This is a genomic window from Aquabacterium sp. (assembly GCF_048860245.1).
In the GTDB taxonomy this organism is placed as follows: domain Bacteria; phylum Pseudomonadota; class Gammaproteobacteria; order Burkholderiales; family Burkholderiaceae_C; genus Aquabacterium.
In genome coordinates this window covers 1-21357 of the sequence record NZ_JBLIZW010000118.1, presented here as the reverse complement: position 1 = coordinate 21357, position 21357 = coordinate 1, and the positions used below count along the sequence as shown (strand labels likewise).

Below are 21357 nucleotides of genomic sequence, written 5' to 3'. Positions count from 1 at the left end.
CCCAAGCGGCCTACATGCATTGCACGGATCTGCGTCGTCATTTCATTCAGTTTCTGACCTTGTACAGCGCAGAGTCCGGTCAACTGGATGCATTGTGTGAAGACGAGTCGCCAGCTGAAATGCTCCAGCACATGCTGCGTGTGTGGCAGCTCAAGGCGAAGTCAGAGAACTTGCCGCTCCACATCAGCATCAAGGATGAAGATCAGGCACCGGTGTTCTGGTATTTCGACCGCAGGCTGGTGCAGATGGCATTGGATGCAGCGCTGCACAACGCGATGCGATTTGCCCGTTCACGTGTCACGGTTGCCGCCTACAAGCGGGACGGCGCCCTGGTGTGGGAAGTCGCCGATGACGGGCCCGGCCTCGATGCCACAGACCCCAGCGCACCTCACGCCACAGGACTGGGCACAGCACTGTGCGAAGCAGTGGCCCGCGCCCATCATTTGAAAGAGCGTTGCGGGCATGTTGCCGTTCGTCGCGATGAAGCGGCACAAGAAACCATTTTCGAGATGCTGCTGCCCTGATCAGCTGTACAGGTATTTATGTTCATGCATCAACTCACCCCTGCGAACCAGGCCGAAGAAGCCGGTTTGGGCCCTGCCCTTGAGGATCTTCGTTCTGCGCGCGCCCTGGTGGTCGATGCGAACCCGACATCTCGCAGCATCTTGCGAGGCATTCTGATTGATCTCGGAGTCAAGGCCGAAAAAGTACGCCAGGCCGGTCGCTACAGCGAAGCGCGCAGCGAACTGGAACACCACCAGTACGACATCGTGCTGTGCGATTACCACTTCCAGGAAACGACCCAAACGGGCGCCGATCTGGTGGACGAACTGCGCCTTGCCAACCTGCTGCCCTACACCACCGTGTTCATCATGGTGACCTCGGAAGCCAGTTATGGCCGCGTGGCCGAGGCGGCCGAATTTGCGCTTGACAGCTACCTGCTCAAGCCACACAACCACAACAACCTCGCTCGCCGGCTGGCTGCTGCACGCCACCGCAAAATGGCCCTGAGCGACATCTTTCAGGCGCTGCAGGAAGAAGACTATCAACTGGCGGCCAACCTTTGTCAGGCGCGCTTTGATACGCGTGCAGAGTATTGGGTCTACGCCGCACGAATCGGTGGCGAGTTGATGTTGCGACTGGGTCGGCACGACGACGCTCGCAAGCTGTTTGAGGCACTGGATGCCACCAAAGCCCTCCCGTGGGCACGGTTGGGCATTGCTCGGGCACAACTGGATGGCGGCAACGTTGCGCCAGCCCGCAGAACGCTGGAAAGTCTGATTGTTGACAACCCCTCTTACGCCGATGCCTACGACGTGATGGGGCGTGCCCTGTTCCAAAGCGGCGACTTTGAACAGGCGTTCGAGACTTACAAAAAGGCCGTGGAGGTCACCCCCTCTTCTGTCTCACGGCTTCAAAAGCTGGGCATGCTGGCCTTCCACATGGGTAAGAAGGAAGAAGCAGCCAAGGCATTGCAGCGTGCGGCGACACTGGGTGGCATGTCGAGCATGTTCGACTACCAAAGCCTCGTCTTGCTGGCCTTGCACCATTTCGAGCACAAAGACGGCAAAGAGCTCCAGAAGTGCGTCAACCAGTTGATGCAAGCTCACCAAAAGGCGCCGCGCAGCACCCGCCTGCGCCGGATGTATGAAGTGCTCAACATTTTGTCGCTGATGCTGCAGCGGCAAGTGGCCGAGGTGGTTCGCCGCGTGAAGAACCTGCCCCGAGAATTCGCCACACCCGACTTCGACATGGAAGCCGCAGGCAACGTCATGAGCCTGTTGATCCGACTGAGCAACAGTGAATTGGAACTGCCGGATGCCGAGATGTGGATCACCCGGCTCGCTCAGCGCTTTTGCATTTCCAAAGCCATGACAGACATGTTCTGCATGATTTCCAGCACCAACACGCGTTATCAGGACCTGGTGCGCGAGGCCTATGCACACATCATGGACATTGCCGGGCAAACGCTGGCTCGCTGCAAGACCGGTGATGTCAGTGGCGCACTTCAGGATCTGCTGCGTCATGCCGAGCAGACCAGCAACATCAAGCTGATTGATCTGACGGACATGGTGCTGCAGCGCTATCGGTCGCACCTGACCTCGCCAGAGCTGGAAATCCGCGTTCTGGCACTGCGCAAAAAATATGGCCGACTGCCACCACCTGCAGTGGAGCAGCCGGCCAAGGCCGGGAGCGCAGCCTGATCAGGCTTCGTCTTTGACGCAGTCCACGTAGTAGCGCTTGCCGCCGTTGGGCAGGTCTTCGGCCACCAGACCGTGCACGTCGGTGGCGAAGCCGGGGAAAGCTTCGTTGAAGTCGCGGTTGAACTTCAGGAAGTCCACAATCTTCTTGTTGAAGCGCTCGCCAGGGATCAGCAGCGGGATGCCGGGTGGGTAAGGCGTCAGCAGCGCGGTGGTGATGCGGCCTTCCAGGTCGTCGATGTCCACGCGCTCGGTCTGGCGACGGGCGATGCAGGCGTAGGCGTCCGACGGCTTCATGCCAGGCTCCAGGCCAGACAGGTACACATCGGTTGTCAGACGGGCAATGTCACCCTTGGCATAGGCTTCGTGCACGCTCTGGCACAGATCACGCAGGCCCATGCGCTCGTACTTCGGATTCTTCTTGCAGAAGTCCGGCAGCATGCGCCACAGCGGCGCGTTCTTGTCGTAGTCGTCCTTGAACTGCTGCAGCGCAGTCAGCATGGTGTTCCAGCGGCCCTTGGTGATGCCGATGGTGAACATGATGAAGAAGCTGTACAGGCCGGTCTTCTCGACCACCACGCCGTGCTCGGCCAGGTACTTGGTCACGATGGACGCGGGGATACCGGTCTTGGCGAACTTGCCCGACACGTCCAGACCCGGGGTGATGATGGTCGACTTGATCGGGTCACGCATGTTGAAGCCTTCGGCCAGGTTGCCGAAGCCGTGCCACTTTTCGTTGGCCTTCAACACCCAGTCGCTGGGCTTGCCGATGTCTTCGGTGACCAGCTTGTCCGGCCCCCAGACCTTGAACCACCAGTCTTTGCCGTATTCCTTGTCCACCTTGCGCATGGCGCGGCGGAAGTCCAGCGCTTCCTTGATGGACTCTTCCACCAGGGCGGTACCCCCGGGGGGCTCCATCATGGCTGCGGCCACGTCGCACGACGCGATGATGGCGTACTGCGGCGAGGTGGAGGTGTGCATCAGGTAAGCCTCGTTGAAGAGGTTACGGTCGAGCGGCACGTTTTGCGAGTCTTGCACCAGCACGTGCGAGGCCTGCGAGATACCGGCCAGCAGCTTGTGGATGGACTGCGTGGCGTAGACCACGGCCTCTTTCGGCCGATCCCGGTTCTTGCCCATGGCGTGGTAAGCGCCATAGAACTTGTGGAAGGCGGCGTGCGGCAACCAGGCTTCGTCGAAGTGCAGGTTGTCGATCCAGCCGTCGAGCATGCCCTTGATGGTCTCGGTGTTGTAGAGCACGCCGTCGTAGGTGCTCTGCGTCAGCGTCAGGATGCGAGGCTTGGCCTTCTTGGGATCGACGCCCTTGAGCAGCGGGTTGTTGGCGATCTTCTTGCGAATGGTCGCGGGCTCGAACTCGCTCTTGGGGATGGGACCGATGATGCCGTAGTGGTTACGCGTGGGCGTCAGGAACACGGGGATGGCCCCGGTCATGATGATGCTGTGCAGGATGGACTTGTGGCAGTTGCGGTCCACCACGACGATGTCGCCGGGGGCCACGGTGTGGTGCCACACCATCTTGTTGGAGGTGGAGGTGCCGTTGGTGACAAAGAAGCAGTGGTCCGCATTGAAGATGCGGGCGGCGTTCTTTTCCGACTCGGCCACGGGACCGGTGTGGTCCAGCAACTGGCCCAGCTCTTCCACGGCGTTGCACACGTCGGCGCGCAGCATGTTCTCGCCATAGAACTGGTGGAACATCTGGCCCACGGGGCTCTTCAGGAAGGCCACGCCACCGGAGTGACCGGGGCAGTGCCACGAGTACGAGCCGTCCTGCGCGTAATCCATCAGCGCCTTGAAGAAGGGAGGCGCCAGGGAATCGAGGTAGCTCTTGGCTTCGCGGATGATGTGACGCGCCACGAATTCGGGCGTGTCTTCAAACATGTGGATGAAGCCGTGCAGCTCGCGCAGGATGTCGTTGGGAATGTGCTCGGAGGTGCGCGTTTCGCCGTACAGGTAAATAGGGATGTCGGCGTTCTTGAAGCGGATCTCTTCGATGAACTTGCGCAGGTTCAGCACGGCCGGGTCGAGCTCAGGGCCGGGGGTGAATTCTTCGTCGTCGATCGACAGGATGAAAGCGCTGGCGCGGCTTTGCTGTTGGGCAAACTGAGCCAGATCACCGTAGCCGGTCACGCCCAGCACCTCAACGCCCTCTTTGGTAATGGCGTCAGCCAGGGCACGGATGCCCAGACCCGAGGTGTTCTCGGAGCGGAAATCCTCGTCAATGATGACGATGGGGAAATGAAAGCGCAGCATGCCAGGCCCCTAGGTACAGGTGATCAGAAAGTGGGCGGAATTTTGAAAGTCCGCGAAGTGTAGGCGCTATGGCGGCACATTTTTTTGACTTACCCAAGACTTTTCCGGGAAATGGGTCCCTCGCGCCTGAACCGTCACTTTCTGACCGTAAACTGAGCCGAAGGATCAGGAGCTTGATCGATGAGTGAAGCGACGTTGTGGTGGGTCATCACCGGTGTGCTGGTGGGGCTGGAGCTGGTGTCTGGCACCTTCTATTTACTGATGCTTGCGCTGGGTAGCGCGGCGGCGGCCTTGTCCACCTACGTTCAGGCGACGACCACCGTGCAATTGATCGTGGCAGCGGTGGTGGGCGGCGCGGCCGTGTTGCTCTGGCATCGCAAGCAAAGCGGCCAACGCACGGCGAACGAAGCCGCAGGACCGGCCGTCGATCCCATGAAGCTGGATGTGGGCGCCAAAGTCGAGGTTAAACACTGGCATGCCGATGGCACGACCCAGGTGCATTACCGTGGCAGCGTCTGGATGGCGCGCCACCATGGCGATCTGCCCCCCCAGCCTGGCCTGCATCACATTCATGCGGTCGAAAGCAATCACCTCATTCTGGAAAAGGACTGACGGATCATGGAAGTTGCCATTGTTTTGCTCATCATCGCGGTCATCTTCGTGGCCAAGTCGGTGAAGGTGGTGCCCCAGCAAAGCGCCTGGGTGGTGGAACGTTTGGGCAAGTACCACAGCACCCTGACGCCCGGCCTCAATGTGCTGGTGCCATTTGTGGACCGCCTGGCGTATGAGCACTCGCTCAAAGAAATCCCGCTGGATGTGCCCAGCCAGATCTGCATCACCAAAGACAACACGCAACTGCAGGTCGATGGCATCTTGTACTTTCAGGTGACCGACCCGATGCGGGCCAGCTACGGCGCCTCCAACTACATCATGGCCATCACCCAACTGGCGCAGACCACGCTGCGCAGCGTGATTGGTCGCATGGAACTGGACCGCACGTTTGAAGAGCGTGATGCCATCAACTCGGCCGTGGTGACGGCGCTGGACGAGGCGGCCATGAACTGGGGCGTGAAGGTCTTGCGCTACGAGATCAAGGACCTGACCCCGCCGGCTGAAATCTTGCGCTCGATGCAGCAGCAAATCACCGCTGAGCGAGACAAGCGCGCCCGCATTGCCGAATCGGAAGGCCGCAAGCTGGAACAAATCAACTTGGCCACCGGTGAGCGCGAGGCATTCATCGCCAAGTCCGAAGGCGAAAAGCAGGCACAGATCAACAAGGCCGAAGGTGAAGCTGCCGCGATTGCTGCCGTGGCCGAAGCCACGGCTGAGGCCATTCGCAAGATTGCATCCGCCATCAGTGCCCCGGGCGGCCAAGACGCCGTGCAACTGAAAGTGGCCGAGAAGGCGGTGGAAGCCTACGCGCAACTGGCCCAGAAGAACAACACCATGATCGTGCCCGGCAACATGAGCGAGGTGTCATCGTTGATTGGCACGGCCATGGCCCTGCTGAAGAAGCCTCAGGGTTGAGTTGTTGGCGCAACGTAGACGCAGGTATGAGCGTTGAACTGACATCAGGGCGCAACGTACTGGGCGGGCCCTTGCGCGCCTGCTCTTTCGACCCATTGACCGGGTACTTTCGGGATGGCTGCTGCCGCACACGGAGCGATGACGCCGGGCAGCACGTGGTTTGCACCAAGGTGACCCAGGCGTTTCTGGACTTTTCACGAACCCAGGGCAACGACCTCAGCACACCCCGGCCTGAGCTGCGGTTTGCAGGGCTGAAGCCGGGCGACCGCTGGTGCCTGTGCGCCCAGCGCTGGCTGGAGGCTTGGCACGCCGGGGTCGCCCCGCCCGTCATCCTTGAAGCAACAGCCGAGCAAGCGCTGGACGTGATTCCGCTGGCGTATCTGACGTCGGCAGCATGGGATGCACATTGAACGACTAGCTCAGTCGGTGTAATAAGCCATCTCGGCTTGCACACAATACTGTATGCATATACAGTATTGTGCATGCCATCACCATGTCCCGCATTGCCCCCCCTGCCCTCGCACATCGAGGCGGCCCTCTGGCGTGGGCATGCCATGGGCCGCGCGCATGCGTCGGTCATGGCCAGCGGGCACGCGGCCCTGGATGCCGTCTTGCCCGATGGGGGCTGGCCCTGTCAGTCTCTGACGGAAATCCTGAGCCGGCAAACCGGCCAAGGTGAGTGGCGGCTGCTGCAGCCGGTGTTGCAGCGCCTGTGTGCGCAAGGCGGTCAACTCATTCTGGTGGGGCCACCTTTGCAGCCGTTCTTGCCCGCCCTGTGGCAAGCCGACCTGCCCGCCGACCGGCTGATCCGGGTCGAGGCCCATACCCCTGCCGAGCGGCTGTGGGTCACCGAGCAGGCGCTCAAATCTGACTGCGTCAGCGCCGTGTTGAGTTGGTTGCCGCAGGCCCGCCCAGAACACATGCGGCGGCTGCACGCTTGCGCGGCACAGCATGCAGGCTTGCTCTTCGCCTTCCGGCCCGAACAAGCGCGTCAGGAGTCCTCGGCAGCGCCCTTGCGATTGAGCTTGTCGCTGCAAGCCTTTCCGCATGCACTGTGTGTGGACGTGTTCAAGCGCAAAGGCCCGGTCTTGAGCGAGCCCATCGTCTTGTCCGCCTGGCCCAGCAAGATGCAGGCGCTGCTCCGCGCCCGCCAGCGTCGCCCCCTGGCACCAGCCCTGCCGGCACCGGCTTTGGCTTCGCCCACACACCATGCCCCACTGGACCGCATTGTTGCCAGCAGCCTTGCCTGAAGGTGCTGCGCTGTCGCGCGAGGCCTTGGGCTGGTGGGCGCTGCAGTTCACCCCACGCGTTGCCTGCCTGGAAGAGGCCGTGGTGCTGGAATGGGGGGGCAGCCAGCGCCTGTTTGGTGGCCCGGCCCGCTTGCTGGCACGACTGGACATGGCATCGCGCCAGCAAGGCGCCCAAGCTTGTGCCCACGCCCCCTCCGCCTTGGGCGCGCTGGCCGTGGCGCGTCAACAAGTGCTGCTGGCCGGCATGGGCGCCTCCGATGCGGTACACCTGCAGCCCATCCCCCTGGATGCCCCCAGCCTGCCCACCCCCGATTGGGTGCGCCTGGACTTGCTGACCGTATCGGCCCTGGCGGCCCACGCTCACACCTTGAACCGACTGGGTTGCCGCACCGTGGCCGATGTGATGGCGTTGCCGCGCGGCGGCATCAGCCGGCGGTTCGGGCCAGTCGTGCTGCAGGCGCTGGATCAGTTGTGTGGCCTGCGCCCGGAAACCTTCACCTGGCTGAGCTTGCCTGCGGTGTTTGAGCACCGCGTGATCTTGCCCACCCGGGTGGACACCGCCGAGGGCCTGATCCACGCCATCGAATCGGTGTTGCCCGCCTTGTGCGCGTGGCTGGCGGGGCAACAGGCGGGGCTCAACGCCTTGCACCTGCGCTGGCATCATGGTCGCCGGCGGCATGGCGATGAAACAGGGGCACACCTGATCCGGGTCAGCACCCCCACCCACCATGCCGCACGGCTGAGCAAGCTGATCCACGAACACCTTCAGCACATTCGGCTGGCCGCACCGGTGGAAGAACTCACGCTCAGGGTGGACGACTTCCAGACGATCGAGGCCCCCTGCGCCGCGCTGTTTCCCGAAGGCGGTGCAGCGCTGCTGAACGCGCCAAGCGGATCGCACATCACCCCGGCCGCACGCAAGGTGCAACGCGATGCGCTGGCAGCTTTGGTCGATCAGTTGAGTGCCCGGCTCGGCCCGGAGCGCGTGCTGCAGGGGCACATCCACGCCGACCATCGGCCCGAGCGGGCGCAGCGCTGGCAAGCGGCCAGCGAGACCATGCCTGCGTTGCCCGCCCCGCCCCCGGTGGACTGGCCCCAACCCACCTGGCTGTTACCCCAGCCTTTGCCGCTGGCCACCTTGCCCGACGCGCAGGGGCAGCATGCCCATCCGTTTTACCAAGGACGGCTGGATCTCATCGCCGGCCCTCATCGCATCGAAGCCGGATGGTGGGATGCCGCGCCGGACACCGATGCGGTGGCGCGGGATTACTTTCTGGCCAGCAGCGCCATCGCTGGCCTGCTTTGGATTTTTCGGGCGCGTCCGGTTACCGGTGGTGAGGCCCCCCGCTGGTTTCTGCATGGCTTTTTTGCGTGAGCGGTTTGCAGCATGGCTTTGCCAGATTACGTCGAGCTTCACGCCGTCTCGAACTTCTCTTTTCAGCGCGGGGCCTCGCACCCCGAAGAGCTGATCGAGCGCGCCTTGGCATTGGGCTATCGTGGCCTGGCCTTGACCGACGAAGTCAGCGTCGCCGGGGTGGTGCGCGCCCATCTGGCTTTGCGCCGGCACTGTGAGCAAGGCACGCCCGGTGCGCGGCAATTTCAGCTGATCCTCGGTGCAGAGTTCCCGATCGAAGACCCTCACCCGGTCAAACTGATTGCGCTGGCCTGCCACCGCATTGGCTACGGCTTGCTGTGCGAAGCCATCACCCGCTTGCGACGACGCTTGCCCGGCAAAGGCATCGCTCCCCTGCCCCGCGATGCCTGGCGTCCTCACGATCTGGGAGACTGCCTGGTACTGATGGCGCTGGACCGTCGTCACCCGCACGAAGCCCTGCTGGCACACGCACGCTGGCTGCGACAGCACTTTCCCGATCGCTGCTGGCTGCTGCTGGAACTGCATCACCAGGTTGATGACGAGGCATGGCTGCACACCTTGCGCGAGGTCAGCGCCGACAGTGGCGTGCCTCTGGTCGCAGCAGGCGATGTGCACATGCACGTGCGCTCGCGCAAGCCCCTGCACGACGTGCTCACCGCCACACGCTTGGGGTGCCCGCTGCCGGAATGCGGTTTGGCGCTGGATCGCCACGCCGAGCGACACCTTCGCAGCCGCCTGAGGCTCTTTCAGCGCTACCCCGCCGATGTCCTGGCAGCCACGCTGGATGTGGCGCGCCGTTGTGCGTTCAGCCTCGATGAACTGAGATACGAATACCCCGATGAAGTCGTGCCGGACGGCCTCACCGCCGCCGAACACCTGAGCCAGCAGGCCCATGAAGGACTGGCTCGGCGCTACCCCGCCGGCATTCCCGCCGAGGTGCAGATGCAACTGCACAAGGAACTGGCGCTGATTGCCGAACTTCGGTACGAAAAATACTTCCTGACCGTGTATGACATCGTGGCCTTTGCCCGCTCACGACACATCCTGTGTCAGGGACGAGGCAGCGCCGCCAACTCGGTGGTTTGTTATGCATTGGGCATCACCGAGGTCAATCCGCAAGAGGGTCATCTGCTGTTCGAGCGCTTCATTTCCCGAGAGCGCAACGAGCCGCCCGACATCGACGTGGACTTCGAGCACGAGCGCCGCGAAGAGGTCATCCAGTACCTCTACGCCAAATATGGGCGCGACCGTGCGGCGTTGACCGCCACCGTCATCACCTACCGCACCCGCAGTGCCTTGCGCGACGTGGGCAAGGCCTTGGGCTTCACGCAGGACGAGATTGATCGCGCCAGCGGCAACCTGCAGTGGTGGGACAGCCGTGAAGCCTTGGCCCAGCGACTGGAAGAAGTCGGCCTGCCCCCGCAGGACCGGCGCGTGCAGCAGTGGATGGAGTTGACCCGCAGCCTGATCGGCTTTCCCCGACACCTGAGCCAGCACACGGGCGGCTTCGTCATCTCGCGCGGCCCCTTGTGTCGCATGGTGCCCATTGAAAACGCCGCCATGCCCGAGCGCAGTGTCATCCAGTGGGACAAAGACGATCTGGACGCTCTGGGGCTGCTCAAGGTGGACGTGCTGGCGCTCGGCATGCTCACGGCCTTGCGCAAAGCCATGGACTTCGTCAGCGATTGGCGGGGCGGCGCATTCACACTGCAAGACATTCCGCGCGACGACCACCCGACCTACGAGATGCTCACCCGCGCAGACACGATGGGCGTCTTCCAGGTTGAAAGCCGGGCGCAGATGAGCATGCTGCCGCGCCTGCGCCCTGAAAACTTTTACGACTTGGTCGTGGAGGTGGCCTTGGTGCGCCCCGGGCCAATTCAAGGCGGCATGGTCCACCCCTACCTGAAGCGGCGTCAGGGCCTAGAGCCCATCCGTTACCCACGTGGCTTGTCTGCCGCACTGGAACGGACGCTGGGCATCCCCATCTTTCAAGAACAGGTCATGCAAATTGCCATGATTGCTGCGGGTTTCACGGCCGGCGAGGCCGATGACCTGCGCCGCTCCATGGCCGCTTGGCGGCGCAAAGGCGATGTGCACAAGTTCAAAGACCGCATCCGCGCCGGCATGCGCGCCAATCAATACCCAGCTGAATTTGCCGAACAGATTTGCCAGCAAATCGAAGGCTTTGGCTCATACGGCTTCCCTGAGTCCCATGCGGCCAGCTTTGCCATCCTGGTGTACGCCAGTGCCTGGCTCAAATGCCATGAGCCTGCGGCGTTTCTGGCGGGCCTGCTCAATGCCCAACCACTGGGTTTTTATTCACCCAGCCAACTGGTGCAAGACGCCCGACGCCACAATGTCGAGGTGCGCCCGCCCGATGTCATGCACAGCACATGGGACTGCACGCTGGAAGCTGCTTCATCAGCCCACGCTCGCCATCCGGCCGTGCGCCTGGGGTTGAGGCTGGTGGCCGGCCTCTCACCCGAGGTGGCTCAGCGCATGGTGCAAGCACGCCAACAAGCACCGTTCAACGATGTGGATGACCTGGCCCGACGAGCCGATTTGGATCAACGCACCCTGCGCGCGCTGGCATCGGGCGATGCCCTGCACAGTCTGTCAGGCCACCGGCGACAGCAAGTCTGGGATGCCTCGGCCCTGCACCGCCCGCCACCGCTGCTGCGCGAGGCTCCTGTTGAGGAAGACTGGCTGGAACTGGCCCCGGCTTCTGAAGGCGAAGAGATTGTGTTCGACTACGCCTCGCAGGGTTTGACCCTGCGGCGTCACCCGCTGGCCTTGCTGCGTGCGCAACTACACGCTCAGCGCCTGCTCAGTGCCAGAGAATTACATGATTTTCCGAATGGGAGACTCGCGCGCGCCTGCGGCATCGTCACGGTGCGGCAACAACCGGGCACCGCCTCGGGCGTGGTGTTTGTGACGCTGGAAGATGAAACCGGCACGGTCAACGTGATCGTGTGGCCGGCCCTGAAAGAACGCCAGCGGCGCGAGTTGGTGCACTCACGCCTGCTGGCGGTGTATGGGGTGTGGCAGCGCGAAGACGAAGTACGCCACTTGGTGGCGCACCGCCTGCGCGACTTGACGCCCCTGCTGGGGCGCCTGAGCACCCACAGCCGGGACTTTCACTGACGCGAGTGCGTCAGCCTGAACGCATCAGCGCTTGCGGGCCGGCGGCAAGTCTGTGCAACTGCCGTGAGCCGCTTCGGCGCACAGGCCGATGCTTTCACCCAAGGTCGGGTGCGGGTGAATGGTTTTGCCGATGTCGACCTCGTCGGCCCCCATCTCAATGGCCAGGGCGATCTCGCCGATCATGTCGCCCGCATGCGTGCCGACGATGCCGCCACCCAGGATGCGACCATGGCCGTTGGCCTCGGGGCTGTCATCGAACAACAGCTTGGTGAAGCCTTCGTCACGCCCATTGGCAATGGCGCGTCCCGAAGCCGACCACGGGAACAAGCCCTTCTTGACCTTGATGCCCTGGGCCTTGGCCTGGTCCTCGGTCAGGCCCACCCAGGCCACTTCGGGGTCGGTGTAGGCCACGCTCGGGATCACGCGGGCGTCGAACTGCGCTTTGGCAAGCTTGTCGTCGCCGAGCAGTTCGCCCGCCACGACCTCAGCCGCCACATGCGCCTCGTGCACGGCCTTGTGCGCCAGCATGGGCTGGCCCACCAGATCGCCAATGGCAAAGATGTGTGGCACGTTGGTGCGCATCTGCACATCCACGGGAATGAAGCCACGGTCGGTCACGGCCACACCGGCCTTGTCCGCGTCGATCTTCTTGCCATTGGGCGTGCGCCCCACGGCTTGCAGCACCAGGTCATACGTCTGCTCGGACACGGTGCCATCTGCCGCCTCGAACTTCACCTTGATGCCTTCCGGTGTGGCCTCGGCCCCCACCGTCTTGGTCTTCAACATGATGTTGTCGAAGCGCGGCGCGTTCATCTTCTGCCAGACCTTGACCAGATCCCGGTCAGCGCCCTGCATCAGCCCGTCCATCATCTCGACCACGTCCAGACGCGCGCCCAGCGTGGAATACACCGTGCCCATTTCCAGGCCGATGATGCCGCCGCCCACAATCAGCATCTTCTTAGGCACGCCCTGAAGCGCCAGCGCCCCGGTCGAGTCCACGATGCGCTCGTCTTGCGGGAAGAACGGCAGGCGCACCGCCTGCGAGCCCGCCGCAATGATGGCGCGCTTGAAGCGAACCACCTTGGTCGTGCCCGTTTTCTCCTGCCCCGCGCCTGTGGTCTCTTCAACCTTCAGGTGATACGGGTCGAGGAAAACACCATAGCCACGCACGGTCGTGACCTTGCGCATCTTGGCCATGGCGGCCAGCCCCCCCGTCAGCTTGCCGATGACCTTTTCCTTATGGCCACGCAGCTTGTCGATGTTGACGCTGGGCTCGGCAAACGCCACGCCCGCATCGGCCAGATGGCGCACTTCGTCCATCACTGCGGCCACATGCAGCAGCGCCTTCGAGGGGATGCACCCCACGTTCAGGCACACGCCACCCAAGGTGGCGTAGCGCTCCACGATGACGGTGTTCAGGCCCAGGTCCGCTGACCGGAATGCCGCCGAATAGCCACCCGGCCCACCGCCCAGCACCAGCACATCGCACGCCACGTCCACCGGACCGCTGTAGCTGCCTGCCGGCGCTGCGGCTGGTGCAGAAACGGGTGTGGGCGCGGCTGCCACGGAAGCCATGGCCACCGCAGGCGCCACAGCCGGTACCGCAGCCGGCGCAGTCGCCACGCCTTCGGCCACCTCCAGCGTCAGCAACAAAGAGCCCTCGCTGACCTTGTCGCCCAGCGCCACCTTCAGCTCTTTGATCACCCCAGCGTGCGAGCACGGAATCTCCATCGAAGCCTTGTCTGACTCAACGGTGATCAGGCTCTGCTCGGCCTTCACCGTGTCACCCGGCTTGACCAGGATTTCGATGATGGCCACTTCCTTGAAGTCCCCAATGTCAGGAACTTTGACGTCAATCACTGCCATGATGACCTCCGATCACAGCACGATGCGGCGGAAGTCCGCCAACAAAGACGCAAAATAGACATTGAAGCGCGCCGCCGCCGCACCATCGATCACACGATGGTCATACGACAGCGACAGCGGCAACATCAGGCGCGGCTCGAACTGCTGGCCGTTCCACTTGGGTTCTAGAGAACTCTTGCACACACCCAGAATGGCCACTTCGGGCGCATTGATGATGGGCGTGAAGTACTTGCCGCCAATCCCGCCCAACGAACTGATGCTGAAGCAGCCACCTTGCATGTCGGCTGGGCTCATCTTGCCTTCACGGGCCTTCTTGGCCAACTCGGCCGTCTCTTGGCTGATCTGCAAGATGCCCTTCTTGTCCGCATCCTTGATCACTGGCACGACCAAGCCATTGGGCGTGTCCGCCGCAAAGCCGATGTGGAAGTATTCCTTGTAGACCAGTTGATCACCGTCCAGTGAGGCATTGAACTCAGGGAACTTCTTCAACGTGACTGCAGCCGCCTTGATCAGGAAGGCCAGCATCGTGACCTTGACCCCTGCCTTCTCGTTTTCCTTGTTCAACTGCAGGCGGAAAGCCTCCAGCTCGGTGATGTCCGCGTCGTCATGGTTGGTGACATGCGGAATCATCACCCAGTTGCGATGCAGGTTGGCACCCGAAATCTTCTTGATGCGCGAGAGGTCTTTGCGCTCGATCGGACCGAACTTGGCGAAGTCAACCTGCGGCCACGGCAACAAGCCCGGCAAGCCACCACCCACCGACGCAGCCGCTGGCGCTTTGGCCTTTTGTGCAGCCGTTTGCGTGTCGCCCGCCATCACCTGCTGGACAAAACCTTGCAGGTCATCCAGGGTGATGCGGCCTTTGAACCCGCTGCCCTTGACCTCGGCCAAAGGCACACCCAGTTCGCGCGCCGCCTTGCGGATGCTGGGCGACGCATGCGGCAAGCTGCCCGAAGGCGTGCCGGGTTGGTGCGCAGGCAGCGTGGCAGGTGCCGCCACCACCGGGGCACTCGGCGCCACCGACACGGCTGCAACGGGTGCCACCTGAGCAGCAGCTGGCACTGGTGCCGCGGCAACTGGCGCAGCTACGGCCGGTGCTGCCTGGGCCACACCGGCTGCATCGGCCGTCTCCAGCATCAACACCAGCGAGCCTTCGGCCACCTTGTCACCCAAGGCCACCTTCAGTTCTTTGACCACCCCGGCGTGCGAGCACGGGATCTCCATCGACGCCTTGTCCGACTCGACGGTGATCAGGCTTTGCTCGGCCTTCACCGTGTCACCGGGCTTGACCAGCACTTCGATGACGCTCACTTCTTTGAAATCCCCAATGTCGGGGACCTTCACTTCAATCAATGCCATGTTGTGCTCCCATCAGGCGTACAGAGGGTTGACCTTGTCGGCCTTGATGCCGTACTGCTGAATGGCCTCGGCCACCTTGGTACGCGCCACCTTGCCGTCATCGGCCAGCGCCTTGAGGGCCGCCACAACGATGTAATGACGATTGATTTCGAAGTGCTCACGCAGCTTGCTGCGGAAGTCACTGCGACCAAAGCCATCCGTGCCCAACACCTTGTAGCTGCGGCCACGCGGGATGAAAGGCCGAATCTGCTCGGCGTAGTTCTTCATGTAGTCGGTCGAGGCCACCACCGGTCCGTCAAACGGCTGCAGCTGCTGCGTCACAAACGGCACGGCCGGCACCGCAGCCGGATGCAACATGTTGAATCGCTCCACGTCATGGCCATCGCGGGCCAGTTCGTTGAAGCTCGGGCAGCTCCACACATTGGCAGACACGCCCCAGTCGGCTTCCAGCAGCGCCTTGGCCGCCATCGACTCACGCAAGATCGACCCCGAACCCAGCAAGTTCACGCTGTGGGCCATGCCCTTTGCGCCCTCTTGCAGCAGGTACATGCCCTTGAGAATCTGCTCTTCCGTGCCTTGCTTGAGGCCCGGCATGGCGTAGTTCTCGTTGAGCAGCGTCAGGTAGAAAAACACGTTCTCCTGGTTCTCGACCATGCGCTTGAGTCCGTGGTGCAGGATCACACCCACTTCGTGCGCGAACGATGGGTCGTACGACACGCAGTTCGGAATCGTGCCCGCCAGGATGTGGCTGTGCCCGTCTTCGTGCTGCAGGCCTTCGCCATTGAGCGTGGTGCGCCCGGAGGTGCCGCCCAGCAAGAAACCGCGTGCCTGCATGTCACCCGCTGCCCAGGCCAGATCGCCAATGCGCTGGAACCCGAACATCGAGTAGTACACAAAGAACGGGATCATGATCCGGTTGCTGGTGCTGTAGCTCGTCGCCGCAGCAATCCAGCTCGACATGCCCCCGGCCTCGTTGATGCCTTCCTGCAGGATTTGGCCCGCCTTGTCTTCGCGGTAGTACATCACCTGGTCTTTGTCGACCGGGGTGTACTGCTGGCCCGCCGGGTTGTAGATCCCGATCTGGCGGAACAGGCCTTCCATCCCGAAGGTACGCGCCTCGTCCACCAGAATCGGCACCACACGCGAACCCAGAGAAGGATCGCGCAGCAACTGCGTCAGGAAGCGCACATACGCTTGCGTGGTGGAAATCTCGCGGCCCTCGGCCGTGGGCTCCAGAATGGCCTTGAAAGTCTCCAGCGGCGGGATGGCGAACTGCTCGTCGGCACGCTGGCGACGGTGCGGCAAATAGCCACCCAAGGCCTGACGGCGTGCATGCAGGTACTTCATCTCCGGCGAATCGTCGGCCGGCTTGTAGAACGGGATCTTGGGCAGCTCGCTGTCCGGGATCGGAATGTTGAAGCGGTCACGGAAGTACTTGATGTCTTCGTCCGTCAACTTCTTGGTCTGGTGAACCGTGTTCTTGCCCTCACCGGCCTTGCCCATGCCAAAGCCCTTGACCGTCTTGATCAGCAAGACGGTCGGCTGGCCCTTGTGGTTCACGGCGCGGTGGTAGGCAGCGTACACCTTTTGCGGGTCGTGACCACCACGACGCAAGGCCCAGATTTGCTCGTCCGTCATCTTCGAGACCATCTCGGCCACACGCGGATCGCGCTCGAAGAAGTTCTTGCGAACGAAAGCACCGTCATTGGCCTTCATGGCCTGATAGTCCCCGTCCGGGATGTCCATCATGATCTTGCGCATGAGACCTTCCTTGTCTTTCGCAAGGAGGGGATCCCAGTCACTGCCCCACAAGACCTTGATCACGTTCCAGCCCGAACCGCGGAACTCGCCTTCCAGTTCCTGAACGATCTTGCCATTGCCGCGCACCGGGCCATCCAGCCGCTGCAAATTGCAGTTCACGACAAAGATCAGGTTGTCGAGCTTTTCCCGTGCAGCCAAGCCAATGGCGCCCAACGATTCGGGCTCATCCATCTCGCCGTCACCGCAGAACACCCACACCTTGCGGTTGCTGGTATCGGCCAGACCACGCGCATGCAGGTACTTCAGGAAACGCGCCTGGTAAATGGCCATCAGTGGCCCCAACCCCATCGACACGGTCGGGAACTGCCAGAAGTTGGGCATCAACTTCGGATGCGGATAGCTCGACAGACCTTGCCCATCGACTTCCTGACGGAAATGCAGCAGCTGCTCTTCAGTCAGTCTGCCCTCCAGGTAGGCGCGGGCATAAATACCAGGCGACACGTGGCCCTGGAAGTAAATGCAATCGCCACCGTGGTGTTCGTTTTCGGCATGCCAGAAATGGTTGAAACCAGCGCCAAACATGTGCGCCAGCGACGCAAAGGAGCCAATGTGCCCCCCGAGGTCGCCGCCATCTTCCGGGTTGTGTCGGTTGGCCTTGACGACCATGGCCATGGCGTTCCAGCGCATGTAGGCGCGCAAACGCTCTTCGATTTCAATGTTGCCCGGACACCGCTCTTCGTCTTCAACCGGAATGGTGTTGACGTAAGCCGTGTTGGCTGAAAACGGCATGTCGATGCCCGCCTGTCTGGCGTGATCGAGGACGTTTTCAAGGAGTTGGTGGGCGCGCTCTCGGCCCTCGGCATCGATGACTCCGGACAGGGCGTCCAGCCACTCGCGCGTTTCTTGAGGATCCAAGTCCGATGGGACAGACTTCTGCGGATCTTGTGCAGACATGGGTAAGTCTCCAAATTGTTGATAGCGGCTCACGTCCAGTTTGGACGAGAGCCCAAGTCCTGGCCCGTGGATAAACGGCAGAACCCCGGCACTATGATTTGCTTCACCACCCGGTAGGGTGAGGAAACAGTCCAAAATATACGCTATCAACACAAAGCCCCAGGAACGAGTCCGTATTCGGACAATCCCCATATGGACTTCTCTGCATCGCCAGACACAGCACCCATGCCTCCCGCTCCGCCAGCGCGCCCCAGTGCACGACTGTTCTGGCGCTGGTGGCAGAAAAAGAGCCCCAGCCAACAAGATCGCTACGCCACACTCGGTCCGCTGATCTCGGTCCTGCTGTTTCTGGCCGCCATCATTGCGGCCTTCTGGTACCTGCGCAACGAAGAGTTGGAGCGCGCCCAGGAATCGGTCAAACGCGACACCGAGGTCGTGCAACAGCAAATCCGCTTGCGCCTCGTTGAAAACCAGGAGCAACTGCAACGCCTGGCCCGAGACATCAGCCTGAAGTCCGTTGCCACGGAAGCATTCATGCGTCAGGCGGGCGACTTTGTCCGTGCACGGCCTGAAATTCTCAGCTTGTCATGGATACAGGCCAACGGCACGGTGAAAGCTGCGCGCACGGCCCTGACGCTGCCGCTTGACCCGGGCGTCACAGAAGACATCGATCCATCAGGCAACCCGGCGGACAACTACAACCCGCTCATCGAAGGCAAACTGCCACTTCAAGCCTTCCAGTTGGCGCGCGACCGCAACCAGCCTGTCTACTCCCAACCTTTTCCCAACCAGACCGGCGCCAGCATTGTTCAGGTGCATGTCCCCATGGTGGACCGAAATGGCTTCCAGGGCACGCTGGTGGCGGAGTACTCGCTTGAATCCATGCTGCGCTACCTCGTCCCACGCGAGGTCGGTAGTCGCCACGCCATGGGCTTGGCCAACCCCAGTGGTCAGTTGCTGACCAGTACCTTTGGCGGCAACAGCAAAAACACATCGCATCCCACCTTCGTTCACGATGTCATGGTGACCCCGGTGGGCAATGGCCTGATGTTGCGAGGCATGGGCTACAAGACCTCGGGTGATCTGGTCGGCAACACCCTCTTCTGGATGGTGATTGCGCTGTCCACCCTGACGGTGTGGACGCTGATGGGCACGCTTCGACACATGCGCCGCCGCTCTCAAATCCAGAAAACCCTGGTGCAGGAAACCAACTTCCGGCGTGCGATGGAAAACTCCATGCTCACCGGCATGCGCACCATCGACCTGGAAGGCCGCATCACCTACGTGAACCCGGCGTTCTGCGCCATGACCGGCTTCTCGGAAGATGAATTGCTGGGCTGCGTACCGCCCTACCCCTATTGGCCCAAGGACCGCCTCGACGAGTTCCACCGCATCTTCCAGCAAGAGTTGCTGGGCCGCAGCCCCATGGGCGGCATCGAGGTACTGATGCAGCGTCGCGACGGCACCCAGTTTGATGCGCGGATGTACGTGTCACCGCTGATCGACGCCCAAGGCGACCAGACCGGCTGGATGACATCGGTGACCAACATCACCGAAGCCAAGCGCGTGCGGGATCAACTCACCGCAGCCCACGAACGCTTCACCACGGTGCTGGAAGGGCTGGACGCGGCCGTGTCCGTGGTGTCGGTGCAGCGTGGCGAACTGCTGTTTGCCAACCGCTCGTACCGGATCTGGTTTGGCGCCAATCCTGACGCCCACACGCAGTTGACCGGTGGCGAAATCATGCCCGACGAGGTCATTGATGGCGACGAATCGGTCGATCACTTTGGCGGCATCCCCACGCAGGCACTGACCAATGCGGGCAGCGATACACGCGAGGTCTTCGTCGACAGCATCCAGAAATGGTTTGACGTGCGCGCCCGCTACGTGCAATGGACAGACGGCAACCTGGCCCAGATGCTGATTGCCACCGACATCACGGCGCGCCGCCAGGCCGAAGAAGCCGCGGCCCGACAAGCCGAAAAAGCGCAGTTCACCAGCCGCCTGATCACCATGGGCGAAATGGCCTCGACCGTGGCGCACGAACTCAATCAGCCACTGGCCGCCATTGCCAACTACTGCAGCGGCATGATGAGCCGCATCCAATCGGGCACCATCGACCAGGAGCAACTCCTGGGGGCACTGGAAAAGACCACACGTCAGGCGCAACGTGCGGGCCAAGTCATCCACCGCATCCGGCAGTTCGTCAAACGCAGCGAACCCCAGCGCCAACCGTGCCGTGTGCGCGACATCACCGATGCCGTGCTCGACTTGGCTGTGTTCGAAATGAAACGCCGTCGCGTCACGCTCAACACCACCGTGGCCAACCGCCTGCCCATCGTGATGGCCGACCCCATCCTGATCGAGCAGGTACTGCTGAACCTGCTGAAAAATGCAGCCGAAGCCATCGACTCGTCGCAAATGCCACAGTCACGTCGTCATATCGACCTTCGCGTGCAACAACGCCGCACCGACGACCAAGGCGAAGTGGTGGAGTTTTCGGTCTCTGACAGCGGCCCGGGCATGAAGGAAGAGATGCTGGAGCGCCTCTTTGAAGCCTTCCACTCCACCAAGGCGGAGGGACTGGGCATTGGCCTGAGTTTGTGCCGTTCGATCATTGAGTCACACCATGGTCGGATCAAGGCCGAGAACATCTACAATGGGACATCGATCACAGGTTGTCGTTTCACGTTCAACCTCCCGATCGATAGCAGTGGGGAGGTCGACTTCGCCGATACCGGCACTCCCCCTTCCAACGACTTACTTGCCGATAACCCATGAGCTTGATCCCGAAAAAAGGCACTGTGTATGTGGTTGATGACGACGAGGCCGTGCGCGACTCGTTGCAGTGGCTTCTGGAAGGCAAGGACTACCGTGTCCGCTGCTTTGACTCGGCCGAATCGTTCCTCGCCCGCTTTGACCCTCGTGAAGTCGCTTGCCTGATCACCGACATCCGCATGGATGGCATGAGCGGTCTGGAACTGCAAGACAAACTGCTGGAGCGCAAGTCGCCTCTGCCCATCGTGTTCATCACGGGTCACGGCGACGTGCCCATGGCTGTGAACACCATGAAGAAGGGCGCGATGGACTTCATCGAAAAGCCGTTCAAGGAAGACGCACTGGTGTCCCTGGTGGAACGTATGCTCGAAGAAGCTCGCTCGGCTTTCTCGCAATCGCAAGAAGCTGCCAGCCGCGAAGCCCTGCTGTCGCGCCTGACCACCCGTGAAGCACAGGTGCTGGAGCGCATCGTGGCCGGTCGCCTGAACAAGCAGATCGCCGACGATCTGGGCATCAGCATCAAGACCGTCGAAGCCCACCGCGCCAACGTGATGGAGAAGCTCAACGCCAACACCGTGGCCGACCTGCTCAAGATTGCACTCGGCGCCAACGCCCAACCGGCAGCCAACCAGGCCAAGTAAGGCCTTGTGAAGGTCAGTCTGCTGATTGGCCTTCCGTTTATCGCCATGCCGAAAGGCCGCCGCTCCTGAGCGTGGCGGCCTTTTCCGTTTTTCAGTTCTGTCCTTTTTCTCTCTGGAGCAGCCCATGACCGCACAACTCATCGATGGCAACGCCCTGTCCAAACAACTGCGTGGCGAAGTCGCCCAGCGCGCAGCCGCCCTCACTGCCAAGGGCACCAAGCCTGGTCTGG

14 protein-coding genes and 1 pseudogene are annotated in these 21357 nt (G+C 62.1%); 11 read left to right on the top strand and 4 right to left on the bottom strand.

From position 1 onward, the window contains the following. Together ACMV18_RS13400 and ACMV18_RS13395 are read left to right on the top strand one after the other, a co-directional pair. A partial coding sequence (locus ACMV18_RS13400) for a sensor histidine kinase (protein WP_420818250.1) occupies positions 1-524 on the top strand: 524 nt, incomplete at its 5' end. A 24-nt stretch (positions 525-548) separates the two neighbouring features. Continuing rightward, complete coding sequence (locus ACMV18_RS13395) at positions 549-2204, top strand: tetratricopeptide repeat protein (RefSeq protein WP_420818249.1); 1656 nt, start codon at positions 549-551, stop codon at positions 2202-2204. On the opposite strand, the gene ACMV18_RS13390 is transcribed toward ACMV18_RS13395, so the two are convergent. After that, on the bottom strand, positions 2205-4469 hold the full coding sequence (locus tag ACMV18_RS13390; RefSeq protein WP_420818248.1) for an Orn/Lys/Arg decarboxylase N-terminal domain-containing protein: 2265 nt from the start codon (positions 4467-4469) through the stop codon (positions 2205-2207). Between the two features lie 180 nt (positions 4470-4649). Here ACMV18_RS13390 and ACMV18_RS13385 point away from each other — a divergent pair, with 180 nt between their 5' ends. The 6 genes from ACMV18_RS13385 (at position 4650) to ACMV18_RS13360 (ending at position 11768) form a co-directional block, all read left to right on the top strand. Next, positions 4650-5081 (top strand): NfeD family protein, encoded by a 432-nt coding sequence (locus ACMV18_RS13385; RefSeq protein WP_374258591.1) that lies wholly within the window; start codon positions 4650-4652, stop codon positions 5079-5081. Positions 5082-5087: 6 nt separating this feature from the next. After that, positions 5088-5996, top strand: coding sequence for an SPFH domain-containing protein (locus tag ACMV18_RS13380; RefSeq protein WP_374258589.1), 909 nt, complete (start codon positions 5088-5090; stop codon positions 5994-5996). A 26-nt stretch (positions 5997-6022) separates the two neighbouring features. After that, on the top strand, positions 6023-6406 hold the full coding sequence (locus ACMV18_RS13375) for a DUF2237 family protein (RefSeq protein WP_420818247.1): 384 nt from the start codon (positions 6023-6025) through the stop codon (positions 6404-6406). 72 nt (positions 6407-6478) lie between these two features. Beyond that, positions 6479-7246: a translesion DNA synthesis-associated protein ImuA gene (gene imuA / locus ACMV18_RS13370; RefSeq protein ID WP_420818246.1), complete on the top strand. Its 768-nt coding sequence runs from the start codon at positions 6479-6481 to the stop codon at positions 7244-7246. Continuing rightward, positions 7206-8621 (top strand): DNA polymerase Y family protein, encoded by a 1416-nt coding sequence (locus ACMV18_RS13365; RefSeq protein WP_420818245.1) that lies wholly within the window; start codon positions 7206-7208, stop codon positions 8619-8621. Before imuA ends, ACMV18_RS13365 begins: the two co-directional genes overlap by 41 nt. Positions 8622-8633: 12 nt before the next feature. Continuing rightward, a complete protein-coding gene (locus tag ACMV18_RS13360) occupies positions 8634-11768 on the top strand; it encodes an error-prone DNA polymerase (RefSeq protein WP_420818244.1) in 3135 nt (1044 codons plus the stop codon). A 24-nt stretch (positions 11769-11792) separates the two neighbouring features. Here ACMV18_RS13360 and lpdA read toward each other — a convergent pair whose 3' ends face one another. Genes lpdA through aceE form a run of 3 tightly spaced genes read right to left on the bottom strand, consistent with a single transcriptional unit; the run spans position 11793 to position 17708 of the window. Then, a complete protein-coding gene (gene lpdA / locus ACMV18_RS13355) occupies positions 11793-13634 on the bottom strand; it encodes a dihydrolipoyl dehydrogenase (protein ID WP_420818243.1) in 1842 nt (613 codons plus the stop codon). A 12-nt stretch (positions 13635-13646) separates the two neighbouring features. After that, entirely contained in the window at positions 13647-14993 is a 1347-nt protein-coding gene (aceF, locus tag ACMV18_RS13350) for a dihydrolipoyllysine-residue acetyltransferase (protein WP_420818242.1), read from the bottom strand. Positions 14994-15005: 12 nt separating this feature from the next. Continuing rightward, the gene (aceE, locus tag ACMV18_RS13345) at positions 15006-17708 is read right to left on the bottom strand and encodes a pyruvate dehydrogenase (acetyl-transferring), homodimeric type (RefSeq protein ID WP_374258581.1); all 2703 of its coding nucleotides are present in this window, start codon (positions 17706-17708) and stop codon (positions 15006-15008) included. A gap of 225 nt (positions 17709-17933) precedes the next feature. Between aceE and ACMV18_RS13340 the strand changes: the two genes are divergently transcribed. The 3 genes and pseudogenes from ACMV18_RS13340 to ACMV18_RS13330 all read left to right on the top strand — a co-directional run. Continuing rightward, positions 17934-20489 carry a PAS domain S-box protein gene (locus ACMV18_RS13340; protein WP_420818241.1) on the top strand — a complete coding sequence of 852 codons (2556 nt, stop codon included), beginning with the start codon at positions 17934-17936 and terminating at the stop codon, positions 20487-20489. Then, entirely contained in the window at positions 20486-21127 is a 642-nt protein-coding gene (locus ACMV18_RS13335; protein WP_374258578.1) for a response regulator transcription factor, read from the top strand. The genes ACMV18_RS13340 and ACMV18_RS13335 overlap by 4 nt, the downstream gene beginning before the upstream one ends. Before the next feature lie 124 nt (positions 21128-21251). Continuing rightward, positions 21252-21357 (top strand): annotated as a pseudogene (locus ACMV18_RS13330) (bifunctional 5,10-methylene-tetrahydrofolate dehydrogenase/5,10-methylene-tetrahydrofolate cyclohydrolase); the annotation flags it as partial.